The organism is Duganella sp. Leaf126 (genome assembly GCF_001423125.1).
GTDB lineage: Bacteria > Pseudomonadota > Gammaproteobacteria > Burkholderiales > Burkholderiaceae_D > Rugamonas.
This window is the reverse complement of sequence record NZ_LMNW01000001.1, coordinates 779,312-797,707: the sequence shown is the minus strand read 5'-3', so window position 1 is coordinate 797,707 and position 18,396 is coordinate 779,312. Positions and strand designations below refer to the sequence as shown.

At 67.0% G+C, this 18,396-nt stretch carries 14 protein-coding genes; 7 read left to right on the top strand and 7 right to left on the bottom strand.

Translation table 11 applies throughout. The features are described 5' to 3' along the window. Window positions 1-2 precede the first annotated feature (2 nt). Window positions 3-77, top strand: a complete 75-nt coding sequence (locus ASF61_RS24510) for a pentapeptide repeat-containing protein (protein WP_373994524.1) — start codon at window positions 3-5, stop codon at window positions 75-77. Window positions 78-176: 99 nt separating this feature from the next. On the opposite strand, the gene ASF61_RS03425 is transcribed toward ASF61_RS24510, so the two are convergent. From ASF61_RS03425 to ASF61_RS03400, 6 genes are all read right to left on the bottom strand, one after another. After that, window positions 177-1,562, bottom strand: coding sequence for a sigma-54 dependent transcriptional regulator (locus ASF61_RS03425; protein ID WP_056151059.1), 1,386 nt, complete (start codon window positions 1,560-1,562; stop codon window positions 177-179). A gap of 38 nt (window positions 1,563-1,600) precedes the next feature. Beyond that, window positions 1,601-2,839, bottom strand: coding sequence for an ABC transporter permease (locus ASF61_RS03420; protein WP_056151057.1), 1,239 nt, complete (start codon window positions 2,837-2,839; stop codon window positions 1,601-1,603). Window positions 2,840-2,876: 37 nt separating this feature from the next. Next, window positions 2,877-4,199, bottom strand: coding sequence for an ABC transporter permease (locus ASF61_RS03415; RefSeq protein WP_056151055.1), 1,323 nt, complete (start codon window positions 4,197-4,199; stop codon window positions 2,877-2,879). Between the two features lie 9 nt (window positions 4,200-4,208). Then, entirely contained in the window at window positions 4,209-4,922 is a 714-nt protein-coding gene (locus ASF61_RS03410) for an ABC transporter ATP-binding protein (RefSeq protein ID WP_056151053.1), read from the bottom strand. 44 nt (window positions 4,923-4,966) lie between these two features. After that, window positions 4,967-6,235, bottom strand: a complete 1,269-nt coding sequence (locus ASF61_RS03405) for an efflux RND transporter periplasmic adaptor subunit (RefSeq protein ID WP_056151051.1) — start codon at window positions 6,233-6,235, stop codon at window positions 4,967-4,969. A gap of 180 nt (window positions 6,236-6,415) precedes the next feature. Beyond that, window positions 6,416-8,560, bottom strand: a complete 2,145-nt coding sequence (locus ASF61_RS03400) for an exo-alpha-sialidase (protein ID WP_156369428.1) — start codon at window positions 8,558-8,560, stop codon at window positions 6,416-6,418. A 282-nt stretch (window positions 8,561-8,842) separates the two neighbouring features. Between ASF61_RS03400 and ASF61_RS03395 the strand changes: the two genes are divergently transcribed. The 6 genes from ASF61_RS03395 (at window position 8,843) to ASF61_RS03365 (ending at window position 16,383) form a co-directional block, all read left to right on the top strand. Further along, the gene (locus tag ASF61_RS03395) at window positions 8,843-10,456 is read left to right on the top strand and encodes a DNA mismatch repair protein MutS (RefSeq protein WP_056151049.1); all 1,614 of its coding nucleotides are present in this window, start codon (window positions 8,843-8,845) and stop codon (window positions 10,454-10,456) included. Window positions 10,457-10,575: 119 nt separating this feature from the next. After that, the gene (locus ASF61_RS03390) at window positions 10,576-12,192 is read left to right on the top strand and encodes a methyl-accepting chemotaxis protein (protein WP_056151271.1); all 1,617 of its coding nucleotides are present in this window, start codon (window positions 10,576-10,578) and stop codon (window positions 12,190-12,192) included. A gap of 162 nt (window positions 12,193-12,354) precedes the next feature. Then, window positions 12,355-14,352, top strand: coding sequence for a DoxX-like family protein (locus ASF61_RS23865; protein ID WP_229205687.1), 1,998 nt, complete (start codon window positions 12,355-12,357; stop codon window positions 14,350-14,352). Between the two features lie 2 nt (window positions 14,353-14,354). Then, entirely contained in the window at window positions 14,355-14,819 is a 465-nt protein-coding gene (locus tag ASF61_RS03375; protein WP_056151047.1) for a DUF2269 domain-containing protein, read from the top strand. A gap of 41 nt (window positions 14,820-14,860) precedes the next feature. Continuing rightward, complete coding sequence (locus ASF61_RS03370) at window positions 14,861-15,415, top strand: GbsR/MarR family transcriptional regulator (RefSeq protein WP_056151045.1); 555 nt, start codon at window positions 14,861-14,863, stop codon at window positions 15,413-15,415. After that, window positions 15,412-16,383, top strand: a complete 972-nt coding sequence (locus ASF61_RS03365) for a TIGR01777 family oxidoreductase (protein WP_056151043.1) — start codon at window positions 15,412-15,414, stop codon at window positions 16,381-16,383. The genes ASF61_RS03370 and ASF61_RS03365 overlap by 4 nt, the downstream gene beginning before the upstream one ends. Before the next feature lie 66 nt (window positions 16,384-16,449). On the opposite strand, the gene ASF61_RS03360 is transcribed toward ASF61_RS03365, so the two are convergent. Further along, a complete protein-coding gene (locus ASF61_RS03360) occupies window positions 16,450-18,156 on the bottom strand; it encodes a phosphoethanolamine transferase (protein ID WP_056151041.1) in 1,707 nt (568 codons plus the stop codon). Window positions 18,157-18,396 lie beyond the last annotated feature (240 nt).

The window sequence follows — 18,396 nt, the reverse complement described above, 5'->3', positions numbered from 1 at the left end:
GCCTGTCGGGCGCAAGCCTGTGGGGTGCAAGCCTGTGGGGTGCAAGCCTGTCGGGTGCATGCCTGCAGGGCGCGTGACTGTCGGCCCGGCGCCGGTCGGCGGTGTGGCGGCCGGTTCAGCACCGGTCGGCACCGCGTCCGGGGACGGCTCCGGTGGTGGCGTCATTGGCGCGGACATCAGGGGCGGACGATGCCGAGACGTTCCATGCGCCGGTACAGCGCCTGGCGCGACAGGCCCAGTTCGGCCGCAGCCTGCGCCACCACGCCGCCGGCGCGCGCCAGCGCCAGGCCGATGGCGTCGCGGTCCGGTTCGCGGCTGGCGTCGTCCGGCGCTGTCGCACCGGGCCGCGCCGTCGCCGGCGTCTGCGCCAGCGGCGCCATCGGTGCGGGGGCAGGCAGACCCAGGTCGGCGGTCATGATCAGGTCGCCGCGCGCCAGCAGGCCTGCGCGCAGCATGACGTTTTTCAGTTCGCGCACATTGCCGGGCCAGCCGTGGGCCCGCAGCGCGGCTTCGGCGTCCGGGTGCAGCTGCCTGCCGGCGCCGAGGAAGTGACGTGCCAGCGGCACGATGTCGGCCGGGCGCGCGGCCAGCGGCGGCACCCGCAGTTCGATCACGTTGAGGCGGTAGAACAAGTCTTCGCGGAAGGTGCCGGCGCGTATCATGGCCGGCAGGTCGGCATTGGTGGCGCTGATCACGCGCACCTTGACCTGGCGCTCGCGGTTGGCGCCGAGGCGCTCGAAGCGGCCCGTCTCGAGCACGCGTAGCAGCTTCATCTGCCCGGCCAGCGGCAGGTTGCCGATCTCGTCGAGGAACAGGGTGCCGCCGTCGGCTGCCTCGAACTTGCCTTCGCGCGCACGGGTGGCGCCGGTGTAGGCGCCCGCTTCGGCACCGAACAGCTCGGCCTCGATCAGTTCGGCGGGCAGGGCACCGCAGTTGAGCACCACGAACGGACCGTCACGCACGGCGGAGTTGGCCTGTATGATGGCCGCGATGCCTTCCTTGCCGGCGCCGTTGGGGCCGCTGATCAGCACCGGCACGTCGGCACGCGCCACCTGGCAGGCCAGGTGGATCACGCGTTCGGTGGCCGGGTCTTGCCACACCATGCCGCGCAGGTCGTGGCCCGCTTCGAGCTCACGGCGCTGGCGCTGCTCGGCCTGCTCACGGCGGGCCAGGTCGCGCCGCGCCTGGCCCAGCGCGATCAGGTTGTTGACGGTGGCGACCAGGCGGGTGTCGTCCCACGGCTTGGCCAGGTAGTCGGCGGCGCCGGCCTTGACCAGGTCCACCGCTGCGTCGAGGTGGGTCCAGGCCGTGAGCAGGATCACCGGCAGGTCCGGGTGGCGGGCGCGGATCGCGCGAAACAGCGCTACGCCTTCCTCGCCGGACGTGGTGTCGCTGGTAAAATTCATGTCCTGCAGCACCAGGTCCACCTGGTGCCGCGTCAGCAGCTCCAGACCCTGCTGCGGCGAGGCGGCGTGCAGCGTGGCGATGTCGTGCAGCGAGAACAGCACGTCCAGCGCCAGGGCCACGCTGGCGTTATCGTCGATGATCAGTACAGTAGGCATGCCATGAGCATAACATTGCCGTCCCGTCCCGTGGCCGGTCATGTGCTGCGGGTGGCAATGGCCGGCGAGATGCTGGCCGCGCGCCAGGCCGGGCCATACACGGCCGCCACACCCAGCAGCCAGAACACTGCAGCCCCGCCCAGCAGGTAGACCGGCGGCAGGCGCGCCATTTCCAGCTGGCTCACCAGCAGCTGGTTCAGCCCCAGCGCCAGCAGGGCACCGGCCGCCACGCCCAGGCTCGTGATCATCACATTCTCGGTGACGAAATAACGCAGGATGTCGCGGCGCCGGGCGCCGAGCGCGCGCCGCACGCCGATCTGTTTTTTCCGCTGCGTGACCCACAGGCTGGCGATGCCGACGATACCGCTGGCCGTGACCAGCAGCAGCAGCGCCGACACCGCGATCAGCATCCAGGACAGGCCCTGATCGGCGCGGTAGCGGTGCTCGCGGTGCTGTTCGAGCGTATCGATCTGCACCAGCAGGCGGTCGGTGCTGGCCTTGCGGATCGCCTGTTCGGCTTCCTGCATCAGGCGGTTGCGCTGCCCGGGCTCGGCCCGGACCGCGTACAGCAGCTGGTTGCGTCCGCCGGTCAGGCGCGCCGGCAGCAACACCGAGTATTCGCCGCGCGGCTTGACCTGGCCCGCCTGGGTCTGTAAGCGCTCGACGATGCCGACCACCTGCAATGCAGGGTCGCCGGCGCCGTTGCCGCGATACAGGGTCTTGCCGACAAAGCTGGTGGCGCCGGGCCATATCTGCTGCGCTGCCGCCCGGGTGACGATCACGACCTTGGGCGAACTGTCGTCGGTATCCTCGTTAATATCGGGCACCTCGTCGGGGCGGAAGTCGCGCCCTTCGACCAGTTGCAAGCCATAGGTCTTGACCAGCGAATCGGGCGTGTAATACGTGGCCACTTCGGCGCTGGGCGTGGGCTGATTCGGTTTCAGATAGACACTGCTGAAGTTGCCCGAGCGCGACAGCACCGCCTGCGACGTTTGCGCCACCGACAGCACGCCCGGCAGCGCGCGCAGCAAGGCGGCCTGGCGCCGCTGCTCGGCCAGCTGGCGCTCGTGGCTGCCGCGCTCCGGATTCTGGATGCTGACATAGAAGATGTCGTTTTCGGCTGCCACGCCGGTGGGCCGCGCGGCCACGGCCTGGCGCTGGTTGACGATGTACAGGGCGTTGGCCAGGATGGCCAGACTGATCGCGACCTGCACCGCCACCAGGACGGCGCCGGTTTTGCTGCGCATCAGCGCCGACAGGATGGGACGGATTTCCATGCGGGACCTCATATAGGTAAAAGGAGCGCGACCGGGGTCACTGGGACTTGAGCTGGATCGCCGGCGTGACCTGGCAGGCGCGCCAGGTCGGCAGCAGGCCGGCCAGCAGGGCGGCGGTGACCGCCATGGCAAACGTCAGCAGCAGCATCGGCACGTCCATGTGCGCCACGATGCCGAGCTGCTCCGACTGCCGGCTGACCACGGCCAGCGCGCCGAACGCCAACAGCAGGCCCAGTACGCCGCCGGCCAGGCCGATCACGCCCGTCTCGATCAGGAACTGGCTGAAGATGGCGCCCCGGGTAGCGCCCAGCGCGCGGCGGATGCCGACCTCGGCAGCGCGTACCGAGAATTTCGCCAGCAGCAGGCCGATCGTGTTGACCAGGCACAGCAGCAGGAAGCCGAACGCCAGCCAGGCCGCCAGCCGGTTGTCGTTGTCCACCACTTCCAGCAAGCTCATCCACTCGTTGAGGTCGTACAGCCGGTTCGGCGCATGGCGCACCATGCGCCCGAGCTTGCGTTGTTCGTCGGCATAGGCGTCCAGGTACTGCTGCAGCTGGCTGCGCTCGCTGCTGCCGGCCATCTCGAACCAGAACTGCAGCCAGGTACAGCCCGACTTGAGCATGCCCTGGTAACCGGGCGAATTGTTGTCGCCATTGCAGCTCATGGCGCCATCGTGTTCGGTCTCGTGGCGGATCGCGCTGGCAAACGGGATGAAGAATTCGTCCTCGGCAGCAAACGCGCCCTTGCTGCCGATGATGTGATACGGACGTGGCACCATCTTCCACGTGGCCAGCACGCCGGTGACCAGGTAGGGCCGGCCCAGCACCGTCACGCGCTGGCCGACCGGGTTGCCGGTGCCGACCAGTTTTTCCGACAAGGCCTGGCTGAGCACGATCACGTCGGCGCCGCTGGCGTCATCGGCATCGCGCCACGGCTCGCCGTACAGGAACGGCGCTTCGAACATGGCGAAAAAATCGCGGGTCGGCGCCATGCCCTGGGCGTAGAAAGCACCGACATCCTTGCGCGCCGGTTCCACCGGGCCGGCCACGCCGTACATGACCGTGCGGCGCACGCCGACCTTGCTGGCCATGAAGTTGCGCGCATCGATGTAGCTGAGCTGCAATTGCGGAAACTCCGGCTTGTTCCCCGGCACGTAACCCTGCAGGGGCAGGATGTCGATCACCGGTGCGAACAGGCGGTCGCTCTTGTGCGGCAGCGGATCGCCCGACATCGCGTGCAGGATGGTGACGGTGGAGACGCTGGCGGCCACGCCCACGGCCAGGGTCAGGATCATCAGCGCGGTCAGTGCGCGGTTGCGGCGCAGGCTGCGCAGGCCCAGCTTGAAGTAATAGTTGAACATGGGCGCTCCTCAGGCCGTGGCGGGGTGGGGCGCCCGCGCCAGCGACGGGCTGTGTTGCACCAGGTCCGAGACCTGGCCGTCGATGATGTGGACATTGCGCCGCGTGCGCCCGGCCAGTTCCGGATCGTGGGTCACCATCAGGATGGTCGTGCCCTGGGCGTTGATGTCTTCGAGCAGCTCCATCACGCCGCGCGCCATCTGCGTGTCGAGGTTGCCGGTCGGTTCGTCGGCAAGCAGCAGCTTGGGCGAGCCGGCCAGCGCGCGGGCGATGGCCACCCGCTGCTGCTGGCCGCCCGACAGCTCGGCCGGGTAATGCTGCATGCGCGCGGCCAGGCCGACCTTGGCCAGCGATTCTTCGATGCGCTCGCGGCGCTCGGCGCGGTTGAAGCCGCGGTAGCGCAGCGGCACATCGACATTGTCGAACAGCGACAGGTCCGGAATCAGGTTAAAGCCCTGGAAAATGAAGCCGAGTTTTTCGTTGCGCAGGCGCGAGCGGGCGTTGTCGTCCATGCCCTTGACGTTGACGCCGTCGAGGATGTATTCGCCGTCGGTGAATTCTTCAAGCAGGCCGGCGATGTTCAGAAAACTGGTCTTGCCCGAGCCGGACGGGCCGGTGACGGTGACGAATTCGCCCTGCTCGACGTGGATCTCGAAGCCGCGCAGCGCGTGGGTTTCGATCATGTGGGTGCGGTAGATCTTGCTCAGGTTGCGCATGCGCAGCATGGTGGGCCTCTCGATGGTGGAGTCGTTGGTTGAATTAATTGGAGTTAATTGTTGAGGGAGACGCGGGCAGCGTTCTCGAACGTTTCGCTGCCGGCGACGACGACCTTGTCGCCCGCTTTCAGGCCGTCGAGGATTTCCACGGCCGTCACGCTGGTGGCGCCGAGGCGGATCGGCGTGCGCACGGCCACGCCGTCGCGCACCACGTAGGCATAGCGGCCGCCTTCGGATTCGACGAACGGGCCGCGCGGCACGATCAGCGCATTGGGCTTTTCGTCGATCAGCAGGCGCGCGGTCACGCGCTGGTTCTGGCGCAGGCCGGGCGGCTGCTTGCCGTCGAAGCGCACGCGCGCCAGCACCTGGTTCTTGACCACCTCGGGCGACAGCGCCGACAGCTTGCCGCTGGCGTTGCCGGTGCCGTAATCGACCTCGGCGCGCATGCCCAGGCCCATGTCGGCCACATAGGTCTCCGGCACTTCGAGTTCCACTTCCAGCTTCGACAGATCGACCAGCGTCATCAGCGGCGTGTTGAGCGGCACCACGCTGCGGTTGGCCACCGACAGCGTGCCGATGAAACCATCGACCGGCGCGCGCACGGTCAGCTCGTCCACGCGGCGCTGGGCGTTCGACAGGATCATGCGCTGCTGGTCGAGCTGCTTGAGTTTCGATTGCAGTTCCAGCGCCACGTTGTCGCCTTCGAGTTCGGCGGCCTGGCCCGCGTGGCGGGCGCGGATCTCGGCCGAATTGAGCGCATCCTTGGCTTTCTGGTAGTCGATCTTGGCGACGATGCCGTCATTGGCGACGGCGTTGTAGCGTTCGAGCGTGCGCTGCGCCGACAGGCGCTCGATCTCGGCGGTGTCGGCGTCGCGCCGCGCCAGCAGCTGCTGCTTGCGCGCCAGGATGCGCTGGCGGGCCACGTCGGCCTCGATCTGGGCATAGGCCGACTGTTCGCGCTTGAGGGCGTCGGCCAGATCCGGCGATTCGAGCACCGCCAGCACGTCGTTCTTTTTCACGGTGTCGCCGGCCGCCACCTTGAGCGTGACGGTGGCAGCCGAGGTGGCGTACAGCGTGGGGCTGACGGCCGCAACGATGCGGCCGTTGACGGCCGCGTCGCGCACCAGCGTGCCCCGGCCCACCTCGGCAATGCGCAGGCGCGCCAGCGAGACCGAGTGGCCGGTGTCGCGCCAGGTGTGGACCAGGTAATAGGCGCCCGCCAGCAGCAGCACCGCGCCGGCGGCGATGGCCAGGCGGCGCCGGGCGTGCTGCCCCTTGGGGGCGGTGATGACGGCGTCCTGGTGCGAAGTGTCTCGGATCATGGCATGTACGGAAAGAGTGAATGGCTCTCTTTATGCAGTATCCATGCCAGCTGCTAAGTGCTTGATTGGAAAGGGATCGCGGCGCAGGTGTCCGCTGTCCGCGCGTGTCCGATCGTGTCCGCCGGTGTCCGCCCGCGGTGTCCGGGGCAGGCATCGCGCGGCGGACACCGGTCTGCGCTGTTAAGGCTTGCCGATGACGATCCCGCGGCCGACAGTGCTCATGTAGACCACGCCAAAGGTGTTCATATCGCCGAGCACGAACTCACCGTTGCCGGGGCCGCCGAACTGGTGGCTGTCGTCGTTGATGCGTGTCCAGCTGGCGCCGGTATCGGTGGAGCGGAACAGGCCGCGTACGCCGCCGACCGTGCCCCAGATGAAGATGGTGGGATAGCTGGCGTTGGCGGCGGCCTTGCCGAAACCGATGGCGCGGCAATCGCTGACCGTGCCGATGGTGGCAAAGGTCGCGCCGGAATCGGTCGAGCGGCGCAGGCCATTGGCGCGCAGCGGTACCCAGATGTCGCCTTCGCGACCGGGCACGGCACGAATCAAGCCGGTACTGTTGGCCGGCAAGGTGGCACGCGCGGCGAACGACATGCCGCCGTCGGTGCTGACCATGATCGTGCCGTTCGCATACACGTAGAACTTGCTGGCATTGACCGGGTCGGCGACCGGACGCAGACCGGCGCCGTTGAGGCCGCTGACCGCCGTCCAGCTGCCGCCCATATTGGTCGAGCGGTAGGTGGTGGCCAGGTTCTCCGGGCTGTGCAGCAGAACCCCGGCGTTGGCGGACAGCGCTACCTGCCCGTTTTTGCCGTTGACACTGGTCTTGATCCAGCTTGCGCCCCGATCCCAGCTGTAATACATGGCCGGCGTATCGTCGCCGCCCACCCGTACCACGCCCCAGTCGTTGGCTGCCGCAACGGCCAGGCCGGTGGTGGTGCCGATGCGGGGCGTATGGATGGGCGCGTACTGGGAAGGATCGGTATGGCGGAAGCCGTCGTAGTCGCTGATGACCGACAGCAGCGGACCACCTGTCAGGCTGACCATATTGCGCGGTACGGTTTCCTCGAGTCCCTTGACGTCGAATTTCCAGGTGGTCGTGGCCAGATCGATGTTGGCGGTCTTGAAGATGCCATTGCCGGAGCTGACCCAGACCGCGCTGCTGTCGAACGGATCGAACGCGATCGACCCGGCCCAGTGGATCGCCTGGCCCGCGATCCACGAGACACCGTTGGCGTCGCGCGCGAACCCGCGGGCAATGACGTCGGTCCAGGTGGCGCCGCCGTCGCTGGACACGAAGATCCGGTCGCCCCAGGCATCGCCCTGCTGCAGATAGGTGTTGATGGTCGAAGCCACCAGACGCGACGGATTGTTGGCCGCCACGCTGATGCCGCTGAATGCGCGATTGACGCCGGCTGGCGTAACGTTGCTGAGGGTGCCGGCAGCGATGCTGTATCTGGCGATCTGGCCCTGGTCCATCGGCTCCGAGGCGCCATTGCCTGACGGACCGGCGCCGTTACCGTAGGTGATGAAATAATTGCCGGCGCCGTCATACACGGCGCGTTGCGGCATCAGGCCCGCAGGCGAACTGGCGACGGCGGCAAACGAGGCGCCGGCATTGGTGCTCAGGTACAGATTGGGACCGGCCGAACCGAAGCGCGAGACCCCGACCAGCAAACGCTGGGCGACGCCGTTGGCCACGCTGCGCGGGTCGGGCACCACAAAGCTGATGCCGACGCCATTGGGCGTGGTCGTTACGTTGAGCGCGGTCATGCGGGCCCAGGTCGCGCCGTAGTCGGTGCTCTTGAACAAGCCGTTGTAGCGGGTGCCGACATACATCACGTTGCTCGAGCTGGGATCGTGCACGAGGCGTTCGCCGTTTTGCCGGCCCATGCCGTTGCCGTGGGTCTTGAATTGTGCCGAGACGTCCGTCACCGTGAAGGTCTTGCCATAATCGGTGGAGCGCAGGATGGCCGTCTTGCCGTCATTGAAGTAGCTGGTGCCTGCCAACATCGTCACGCGGGCGGCATTCTTCGGATCGACTGCCAGGGCATCGACGCCTTGCAGGCCCACCTGGTCTTCGTTGACCCAGTCCAGCAGCGCCACCCAGCGGGCTTTGCTGTTATCCCAGCGGTAGGCGCCGCCGACATCGGTGCGCGCATAGACCACGCCGCGCTCGGACTTGGCAGGGATCACCGCCGAAACGAAACCACCGCCGCCGATGGCCACGCTGTCCCAGGTGTAGGCCGTCGCCGTTCCTGCCGTCCCGGCCAGCGCTGCTGTCACCAGCATCGCTGCCGCTTTTGTCCTTGCCGTTGTCATCATGATTCCGCCCATCGTGTCTGCTCCCGTGGTTGTAGAAGTTGTGGTCCTGGTCTCCGGACGCTCCCCGAGAATCGCCTGGCATCGTCAGCACGGGCGCGTCGTTCCTGCATACTAATTAAATGAATGGCAATGTCAACATGCGGTGGTCGCGGCGCGCCTGCGCAAGATTTTCGGTGCGGTGCTGTCCCGGCCGGTGTCCGCAGCGGGCTGAATATCCGGGGGCGCCTTGATATTCTTGTAAGCATGCCCACTTGATGCTCATTCGAAACTTTTGAGCATGCCATGTCCGTCCTTGCCCGCCTTGTCAGCGTCTGCCGTTCAGCGGTTCCGGCCCCGGCGCCGGTGGTCGATTATCCGTTTGTCGCCAGCGACGTGGCGCTGTACCAGCGCATGGTGCACGGCGCGGCGGGCGTGGTCGATGACCAGACCTGGAACGATTTGATGTTGGCGCAATACAGCGAGCGCCTGGCGCCCGGCACCAGCATCTTCGGCCGGCAGGAACTGTACCGGCGCTTGCAGGCCCGCGCCGACAGCGGGCTGGCGGCGTGCACGGAACGCTTGCGGATGCTCGTTGCCGATGACGCTGCGCGGGCGTGCCTGCAGGCGGCGTGCGCCGGCTTGCGCCAGGCCGACAGCGAAGTCAGCGTGACCCTGTTCGGCCCGGCGCTGGCAGCGGCGCCGCGCTGGGTGCCCTTGCTGGGCGCGCTGCCGCTGTCGTTCATGGCAGCGATCGTGCTGGCGCTGCTGACCGGGTCGATGCTGCTGTGGGGCGTGGTGCTGGGGCTGTGGCTGGCGCTGATGGCGGTCCAGATGCGTTTCCACCAAGCTGTCGCCGACTGGCAGCGCCAGCTTGGCGCCATCGCCCTGATGTTGCGCGCCCACGTGCTGTTGGCTGGCCTCGAGCAGGATACCGTGGCGGCGCCGCTGCGCGCCGACGCCGCTGCGGCCAGCAAGCTCAATCGCCGCTTGTGGCTGATGCCGCTGACCGCGATTCCCGGACTGAGCGAGTATGGCGACTGGGTGTTGCTGCGCAATGTACGCCATTACTTTGCCACACGCGCAGTGGTCGCGGCGCGCCTGCCGCTGCTGCGCACGAGTTTTACGCGCGTGGCGGCAGTGGAAGCCGACCTGGCGCTGGCGCGCCACCTGGCGGCCACGCCCCGTTATTGCTGGTCCACCCGCCATGCGGCCCCAGCGGATGGCGCCGTGGACTGCACTGGTGCCGGCGTTCGCTTCGCGTTCGAGCACGCGGTCCATCCGCTGCTCGATGCGCCGACGCCGCTGTCGCTGCGGGTGGGCGACGATGGCCGCGGCGCCTTCCTGTCGGGCCAGAACGGCATCGGCAAGAGCACCTTGCTGCGCACGGTCGGCCTGAACCTGGTCACTGCGCGCGCCTTCGGCTTCTGCTACGCCAGCGCTGCCGTCACGCCCGACGTGCCCGTCCATGCCAGCATGCAGAACGAGGATGCGCTCGAGGGCGGCGAGAGCCTGTACCTGGCCGAGGTGCGCCGTGCAGGCGAGCTGCTGGCGCTCGCGCGGCGCGGGCCGGCGGTGTTTCTGATCGACGAGATTTTCCGGGGCACCAATCACCTGGAGTCGGTCTCGGCCTCGGCGGCCGTGCTCGACACGCTGGCCAGGGCCGGCTGCGTGCTGGTGTCGTCGCACAACCTGATTCTGGCGCCATTGCTGGCGCAGCGGCTGGCGCCGCTGTGCGTGGCCCGCGTTGCGGGCATGCTGCAGGTGGCGCCGGGCGTGCTGCGGCACACCAATGGTCTCGCGCTGCTGGCGGCCATCGATGCCGATGGCATGCTGGCCGCCAAGGCTGGGCGCGTGTACGACATGCTGGCCGACTACTATCTGACCACCCCGCCGGCGGACGCGGCTGTACTCGATTAACTACGCCGACCTGTTTGCATGCGCCGATTTCAACCACCAAATGTCAATTCATTGGTATATTCGGGCTTCACACTATTGCCATTCGGCAATTTACAACGATGATCAAGGTGGGAGTGGAAATGAAGAATGTGACCGTGCGCGCGAGTCTGATGGGCGTTTTGCTGGTGTTTGCCGCGATGCTGCTGGCCGGCGCCGGCCTCGGCGTTCATGCGCTGCGCCAAGCCAACGATGCGATGTCCACCATGTACCAGGCCAGCATGCAGGTCATGGCCATCAACGATGCCTACAAGGACACCACCCGCACCCGCTCGGCGATGACGCGCGCCTACACGGTCGTCAAGGCGGGCGGCGCGCCGGCCGATCTTGCGTCGGCGCTGGCATCCGCCAAGAAGTCGTATGTGCGCGGACTCGACTTCATCGACAAGTACGACAAGGCGGCCAGCTATCCGGGCGAAGATGCGGCGCTGAAAAAATCGCTGATCGACGCCGGCCGTGCGCAGTCGGCAGTACTGGACCGCGCGATCGGCGCGCTGGCCAACAGCGACGCCGAAGCGTATGCCGCCATCAACGTCAAGGAATTGACGCCGACCGGCGCGGCGTTTTCGGCGCAGCTGGACAAATACCAGCAGCTCAGCGACGCGCAGATGACGTGCCTGACGGCCGAGCGCCAGAGCGCTTACGCGCTGGTCAAATGGCTGGTGGGCTTCGGTCTGCTGGGTGCGCTGGCACTGGTGGTGGGCGCGCATCTGCTGCTCAAGTCGGTGGTATTGCATCCGCTCGAACGCGCCGTGGTGCTGCTCGACCAGGTGGCCCGCGGCGACCTGACCGCCCGCATCGACGAGCACGGGGAGAACGAAATCGCGCGCCTGCTGCAGGCGATCGCGCGCATGCAGGGCGATCTGCTGCAGACCGTGTCGCGCGTGCGCGGCGGCGCCGAGATGATCGACCGCGGCGCGCGCGAGCTGGCATCGGGCAATATGGAATTGTCGTCGCGTACTGAAACCCAGGCCAGCTCGCTCGAAGAAACCGCCGCCTCGATCGAGGAACTGACCAGCACCGTCAAGCAGAACTCGGAAAACGCCCAGCATGCGCGCGGCCTGGTGGAACAGGCATCGGGCACGGCTGCCCATGGCGGCGAAGTGATGCAGCAGGTGGTGTCCACCATGAACGACATCAACGATGCGTCGCGCAAGATCGTCGATATCACCGGCGTGATCGACGGGATCGCGTTCCAGACCAATATCCTGGCCCTGAACGCGGCAGTGGAAGCGGCCCGGGCCGGCGAGCAGGGACGGGGCTTCGCGGTGGTGGCGTCCGAAGTGCGCAACCTCGCGCAGCGCTCGGCCTCGGCCGCCAAGGAAATCAAGGTGCTGATCGATGCCTCGGTCGAGAAAATCGAGCTCGGTACCGACCTGGTGGAGAAGGCCGGCACCACCATGAACACCTTGGTCGGCAATGTCCACCAGGTGACCCAGATCGTCGGCGAAATTGCCGTCGCCAGCCGCGAACAGAGCGAAGGCATCGACCAGGTCAACCAGGCCATCGCCCAGATGGACCAGGTGACCCAGCAAAATGCGGCGCTGGTGGAAGAGGCAGCCGCCGCCACCCAGTCGCTGCAAGACCAGGCCACCGAACTGACGCAGACGGTGAGCATCTTCAAGGTCGAAGCAGGCGGCACGGTGGCGCCCGTCGTTCCGGCCGGCCGGCGCGCGCGGCCAGACGGGATCTGGCGCTGACCTGAATCCCGACGAACAGCGCTTGACACGGGCGGCGGGGAATTCTATTATTTCTGTAATGACAGAAACAGAGGCATTTCTCGCTCAGCACCCGGACCGATTCGTCGGTCAATTTTTTCACCGCTGATTTCTGTCTTTACAGAATTTGCTGACGGAGGTCGCATGCGGGTACTGGTCATTGGCGCCACGGGACTGATCGGCTCGCACGTGTTGCAGGCATTGCGGGCAGCAGGCGTATCGGCCGCTGGCGCCAGCCGGCGCCGACCGGCCGGCGAACTGCCGCAGGACTGGCTTGCACTCGACTTCGGCGGCATGGCCGCCAGCGCGCAATGGCTGCCGCTGCTGCAAGGGTACGATGCCGTGGTCAACAGCGTCGGCATCATCCGCGAACGGTGCCAAGGCGACTTCGACCGGCTGCACCGGGCGGCGCCGGTGGCGCTGTTTGCCGCGTGCGAGCAGCTGGGGCTTCGCGTGATCCAGGTGTCCGCGCTGGGCAGCCATCCGCAAGCGGCCACTGCCTACTGGCGCAGCAAGGGCGCAGCCGACACCGACCTGCTGGCGCGCCAAATCGACGCGACCGTGGTCCGGCCATCGCTGGTATATGGCCAGAACGGCGCCAGCAGCATGCTGTTCCGCACGCTGGCCACCTTGCCGCTGTTGCTGCTGCCCGCCGCCCACCGGGCGCGGGTGCAACCGGTGCACGTCGCCGACCTGGCCGCCATCGTGGTGGGCCTGCTGACCAGGCGGACCAACCCGGCTGCGCTGGGTGATGCACGATTACCGGCGACTCCTGCCAGCCCGGCTCCCTTCGCTGCGCCGGCCGAACTTGCCATGCTGGCCACCGCAGTCTCGCCGGTCGTTACGTCATCCTCAACTGCCGCGCCGGCCGAGCCGGCCATGCCCGCGATCCCGGTCGCGCCGCCAGCGACGCCGTACTCAACGGCCACGCCGGTTGACCTTGCCACACCCGCGATCCCAGTCGCGCCGTCCGCCAAGCCGTACTCGACGGCCACGCCGGCTGCCCCTGAGATGCGGACCACCCCAGCCCCTCGGTTCGCCACGCCATACCCAACCGCCGCGCTGTCTGAACCGCGCACGCCGGTGATCCCGGTCGCGCCGTCCGCCACGCCGGACTCGACGGCCACGCCGGCTGACCCTGAGATGCGGACCACTCCAGCCTCGCCGTTCGCCACGCCATACCCAACCGCCGCGCTGGTCGAACCGGGCACGCCGGCGATCCCGATCGCGCCGTCCGCCACGCCGAACGCATCGGCCGGGCCGGCTGAACCGGCCATGCTGGCCATTCCTGTCGCGCCTTCAACCACGCTGTATTCACCGGCAATCTCTGTCTCGCCGTCACCCACGCCGTATTCATCCGAAATGGCTGCCGAGCCTGTCACGTCGCCCATGGCGGTTGCACCAGCACCACTGGCGGCCACAGCGACGCCAGTTGCGCCGGAAATGCTGCCGCGCGAACTGGCCGTGGTCGGTCCGCGCGCGATGACGCTGGCCGATTATCTGGGCGACCTGCGGCGCGGCATGCAGGCGCCCGCTGCGCTGGTGTGGTCGCTGCCGTCGCCGGTGGCGCGGTTGGCGGCGCACCTGGCTGCGCTGTCACCGTCGGCCGCCTTGACGCCGGCATCGTTGCTGATGCTCGAGCAGAGCGTTGACGGTTCCAACACGGCCGACCCGGCGCCCGCGCAGTCGCTGCTGGGCCGGCCTCTACGTGATCCGGCCGGCTTTGCCGGACCGGCCGATCGGCTTGCGGCAAGCTGGTCGTGGGGCGCGCCGCTGCTGACGATTACCATCGCACTGATGTGGCTGATCACGGCGTGGGTGTCGTGGTTCGGCTGGCCCCATGCCGAGAGCCGGTCCTGGCTGGCCGCGTGCGGCGTGCCGACCGCGCTGCAGGAGCCGATGCTGCTGGCCGCCAGTCTGACCGATGCGGCCATCGGCGCGCTGCTGCTGTGGCGTCCGCGCCGCTGGCTGTGGGCGGCGCAGCTGGTGCTGGTCGGCGGCTACACCGCCATGCTCAGCGTATGTCTGCCCGGCTTCTGGCTGCATCCGTTCGGACCGCTGACCAAGAATCTGCCGCTGCTGGCGCTGATGCTGGTGATGTGGCGCGCCAGTCCACCGCATCCACCGAAACCAGGAGAATGATCATGGAATATTTTGCCGTCAAGGTGCTGCACATCCTGTCCGCCACGCTGATGGTGGGCACCGGCTTCGGTACCGCCTTCTACATGTTTTTCGTCAATCGCAGCGGCAATGTGCAGGCCATGGCCGTGGTCACGCGGCTGGTGGCGCGCGCCGACTGGTGGTTCACCACGCCGGCCGTCATCATCCAGCCGCTGTCGGGCTTCTGGATGGTGCACCTGGCCGGCTATCCGTGGCAGTCGCGCTGGATCATGTGGTCGCTGGCGCTGTACGTGCTGGCCGGCCTGTGCTGGCTGCCGGTGGTCTGGCTGCAGTTGCGCATGCGCGACATGGCAGCCGAGGCGGCGCGCCACCTGCAGCCGCTGCCGGCCCGTTACTGGCGCTACGAAAAGATCTGGACCGCGCTCGGCTTCCCCGCCTTCGGCGCACTGATGGTGGTGTACTGGCTGATGGTGCACAAGCCGATGTGAGCGCCATGTTATAACCATGCTATCGAACACAAGGACCTTGCATGACCCTCGCACCGACCATCCAAAAATACATCCTGCACTGGGGCGAGATGGGCACCCGCTGGGGTGTCAACCGCACCGTGGCGCAAATCCACGCGCTGCTGTTCCTGGTCAACCGCCCGCTGCACGCCGAGGAAATCGCCGAGACCCTCACCGTGGCCCGCTCCAATGTCAGCAACAGCCTGAAGGAACTGCAAAGCTGGGGGCTGGTGCGCGTCACTCACCTGGCCGGCGACCGCCGCGACCACTTCCTGGCCTTGCAGGACGTCTGGGAAATTTTCCGCGTGATCGTCGAGGAGCGCAAGAAGCGCGAAATCGACCCCACGCTCAGCGTGCTGCGCGAGTGCGCGCAGGAAGCGGAAAACGATCCCGCCCTGGAGCCGGCCACCAAGGTCAAGATGGACCAGGTGCTCGACTTCCTGGAAATGCTCACCGCCGCCTACGGCGACACCAGGCACCTGCCCCCGGCCACGCTGCAGCGCATGCTGACCATGGGAAGCAAGCTGGCGCGGCTGGTCGGAACCAATAAAGCGGATAACAACAAAGGACGGTTATGAACGACGCAGCGCCGCCGATGGCGGCCACCCCGAGCTTTGGCAGCGGCCAGCGCAACTTCCTGGTCACCGGGGCCACCGGCTTCATCGGCCAGCAACTGGTGCGCGCCTTACTGCGTGATGGCCAGCAGGTGACGGTACTCACGCGCGACCCCGGCAAGGCACAGTCCTTGTTCGGCCAGCCATCGGTGGACGGCGCGGCCAGCGTCGATTGCGTCAGCAGCATGGACCAGCTGCCGCCATTGCGCCGCATCGACGTGGTGATCAACCTGGCCGGGGCGCGCATCCTGGGCTGGCGCTGGACGGCGGCGCGGCGGGCCGCATTGCGCGCGAGCCGGGTGGCGCTGACCGACCAGCTGGTGGCGTGGATCGCCCGCGCCGAGCACAAGCCGGCGCTGATGTTGTCCGGGTCGGCCATCGGTTACTACGGCGTGCAGCCGCAAGGCGACGACACGGTGCTGACCGAAACGGCGCCGCCGCAGCCGGTGTTCATGTCCGACCTGTGCCGCGAGTGGGAGGAGGCGGCCCGGCGCGCCGCTGCCCACGGCGTGACGGTGGCCTGCATGCGCTTCGGCCTGGTGCTGGGCCGCCAGGGCGCGCTGCCGATGTTGCTGTTGCCAATCAAGCTGGGCCTGGGCGGACCGCTCGGTGGCGGACGCCAGTGGCAGTCGTGGATCCATGTCGAGGACGTGATCGGCGGCATGGCACACCTGTGTCGCACCGGCGAGGGTGGCAGCTATAACTTCACGGCGCCGGAAAGCTTGACCCAGGCGCAGTTCAGCAAGGTGGCGGCGCATGTGCTGCATCGCCCGTATGGTTTGCCGACGCCGGGCTGGCCGATGCGCGTGGCGCTCGGTGAACAGGCCGACCTGCTGCTTGAAGGGCAGCGGGTGGCGCCGCAGCGTTTGCTCGCCAGCGGCTTTGCCTTCCGCTACCCGCAACTGAAACCGGCGCTCGAGAGCCTGGTCTGAGGGGAGGCCGGTCCGGCATGGCGCAGGCGGACGGTCGCAGTCATGATGGCCCGGTTATCGCGACAGTTATTTCTCGCGCTTGAGCGGCGTGCCCTTGTCGATCACCTCGCGGCAATCGCCCTTGAAGGTGGCATTGTCGTAGTGGGCCCAGCCGTAGCTGTCCACGTAGCGCGTGTGCGGCTTGAATTGCCGGCTCAGGAAGCTCCACTCGAGGTGCTGGTCGGGATAGGCGATGTCGCCGAGGTCGAGCAGGCTGTGGAACACGTTTTCGGTGGCCAGCCTGGCCTTGCGCAGGCGTTTCAGTTGCTGGATCTTGTCCGGGTAGCGCGACTGGTACTGGTCCGAATACCACACCAGCGCCGGCACGTGGAAGTCGTACTGCGTGTTATGGCCGTGGAAGGCGATCTGGCAGCTGCCGTCATAAAGCACCTGGCCGTGGTCGGCCACATACATCATCGCCGTGCGCTGGCCGCTCTGCCTGAGCTGGCCGATCACCTGGGCCAGGAACCAGTCGGTGTACAGGATCGCGTTGTCGTAGCTGTTATTGAGCTCGGTCTTGATCTTGACATTCGTGTGTTCCGGCTTGTCCACGCCGAACAGCGACGGCTGCCACTGGTCGAACTCTTTGGGGTAGCGCTCGCTGTAATTCCAGTGGTTGCCCAGCGTGTGCAGCACGATCAGCTTTTTCGGCGACGGATCGTGCATCGCCTGCTGCAGCGGCCCGAGCAGGATCTGGTCGAGGTTGGAGCGGTTGTTGAAACTGCCCAGGTTCATGAACTGGATCACGTCCGCCTCCTTGGCGAACACCGACACCGGCGTGTCGAACTCGCCGAACGAGATCTGGTTCGACAACCACCAGGTCTTGAAGCCTGCTTCCTTGTAGGCGGTCAGGAACGATTTTTCCGAGAAGCCGGCCTTCAGGCTCTGCGTTGCCGGCTTGCGCGAAACCAGCACCGGTACCGACAACCGCGTGGCCGAGACGGACGTGATCATGTCGGTCAGCGACACCAGGTTGGGTTCCTGGGCCAGCAGCGGGGTGGTGGCGCGCGCGTAGCCGTTGATGCCCCAGCGGTCGTACCGCGACGATTCGCCGATCACCATGACCACCACTTCCGGTTCCTTGTCGGGCGCGGCCTGGCGGGCCCGGAACGTGAAGTTCCTGCTGCGCTCGCCGAGTGCGGCCAGGTAGCGGCGCTCGTTGTAAAAATCGACGCCGCGCGCGAGCAGGCCGAACGGCCAGGAGTTGGCAAAGTTATTGAAGCTGAACGGCGCCTGCTGGAACATCGGCGTCGGGGTGGGCCAGCCCAGCACGGCCAGCGCGGCGATTGCCGGCACGACCAGCCAGCGGGTCTTGCCGCGCCAGGCCAGTGCCGGGCTGCGCCGCGCTGCCAGGAAGATCGCGGTCCACCAGGCCAGCATGGCCACCAGCACGCCTGCCATCAGCCAGATCTTGTTTCCGAGAAACTCCATCGCTTCCATCGGGCTGCTTTCGGCGATGATGCCGAGGTGGTGCGTGGAAATGCCCTGGCCGTAGTACATGAACAGGTACAGCTCGGTCGGCAGTGCCAGCACGGCGGGCAGCAGCAGCCAGTGGAACCAGGCCGGGCGCTGGAACACGCCCCACGCCACCACCCACAGCAGCACCTCGACGCCGAGGATGGCGTCCAGCCCGGGCGCCGGCCGGCCCAGCAAGAGCGGCACGCAGGGCACCAGCGACAGCAGCAGGTAGCTGCCGAGCACGAACAGGGGAGGGAAGCGCAACACGGATCGCATGGGAGGCAACGGGAACGGCGGTCAGGACAGCGGTGAATGGGAGAGTCCGCTATTATCAGGCGTTTCCGGCCGGCGCGGGCGGCTTTTATGATTGTATTCTGGCAATTTTCATGTGTGCCGCTAGCACATCTTTCTGCCATTTATGTTGACTGTTCAGGTCAATTACCCTACACTTTCGAGTTCTCTATTTAGTGTGCGCATCGTATACGCTGTTTTTGGCTGGTTCCTGAGGCCGGCTTT

Excerpts from the sequence above, each read along its gene's own strand:
- ASF61_RS03405 (WP_056151051.1), bottom strand. The coding sequence starts at position 6,235 with ATGATCCGAGACACTTCGCACCAGGACGCCGTCATCACCGCCCCCAAG.
- ASF61_RS03415 (WP_056151055.1), bottom strand. The coding sequence starts at position 4,199 with ATGTTCAACTATTACTTCAAGCTGGGCCTGCGCAGCCTGCGCCGCAAC.
- ASF61_RS03370 (WP_056151045.1), top strand. The coding sequence starts at position 14,861 with ATGACCCTCGCACCGACCATCCAAAAATACATCCTGCACTGGGGCGAG.
- ASF61_RS03390 (WP_056151271.1), top strand. The coding sequence starts at position 10,576 with ATGAAGAATGTGACCGTGCGCGCGAGTCTGATGGGCGTTTTGCTGGTG.
- ASF61_RS03395 (WP_056151049.1), top strand. The coding sequence starts at position 8,843 with ATGTCCGTCCTTGCCCGCCTTGTCAGCGTCTGCCGTTCAGCGGTTCCG.
- ASF61_RS03400 (WP_156369428.1), bottom strand. The coding sequence starts at position 8,560 with ATGATGACAACGGCAAGGACAAAAGCGGCAGCGATGCTGGTGACAGCA.
- ASF61_RS03365 (WP_056151043.1), top strand. The coding sequence starts at position 15,412 with ATGAACGACGCAGCGCCGCCGATGGCGGCCACCCCGAGCTTTGGCAGC.
- ASF61_RS03410 (WP_056151053.1), bottom strand. The coding sequence starts at position 4,922 with ATGCTGCGCATGCGCAACCTGAGCAAGATCTACCGCACCCACATGATC.
- ASF61_RS03425 (WP_056151059.1), bottom strand. The coding sequence starts at position 1,562 with ATGCCTACTGTACTGATCATCGACGATAACGCCAGCGTGGCCCTGGCG.
- ASF61_RS03360 (WP_056151041.1), bottom strand. The coding sequence starts at position 18,156 with ATGCGATCCGTGTTGCGCTTCCCTCCCCTGTTCGTGCTCGGCAGCTAC.
- ASF61_RS03375 (WP_056151047.1), top strand. The coding sequence starts at position 14,355 with ATGGAATATTTTGCCGTCAAGGTGCTGCACATCCTGTCCGCCACGCTG.
- ASF61_RS23865 (WP_229205687.1), top strand. The coding sequence starts at position 12,355 with ATGCGGGTACTGGTCATTGGCGCCACGGGACTGATCGGCTCGCACGTG.
- ASF61_RS03420 (WP_056151057.1), bottom strand. The coding sequence starts at position 2,839 with ATGGAAATCCGTCCCATCCTGTCGGCGCTGATGCGCAGCAAAACCGGC.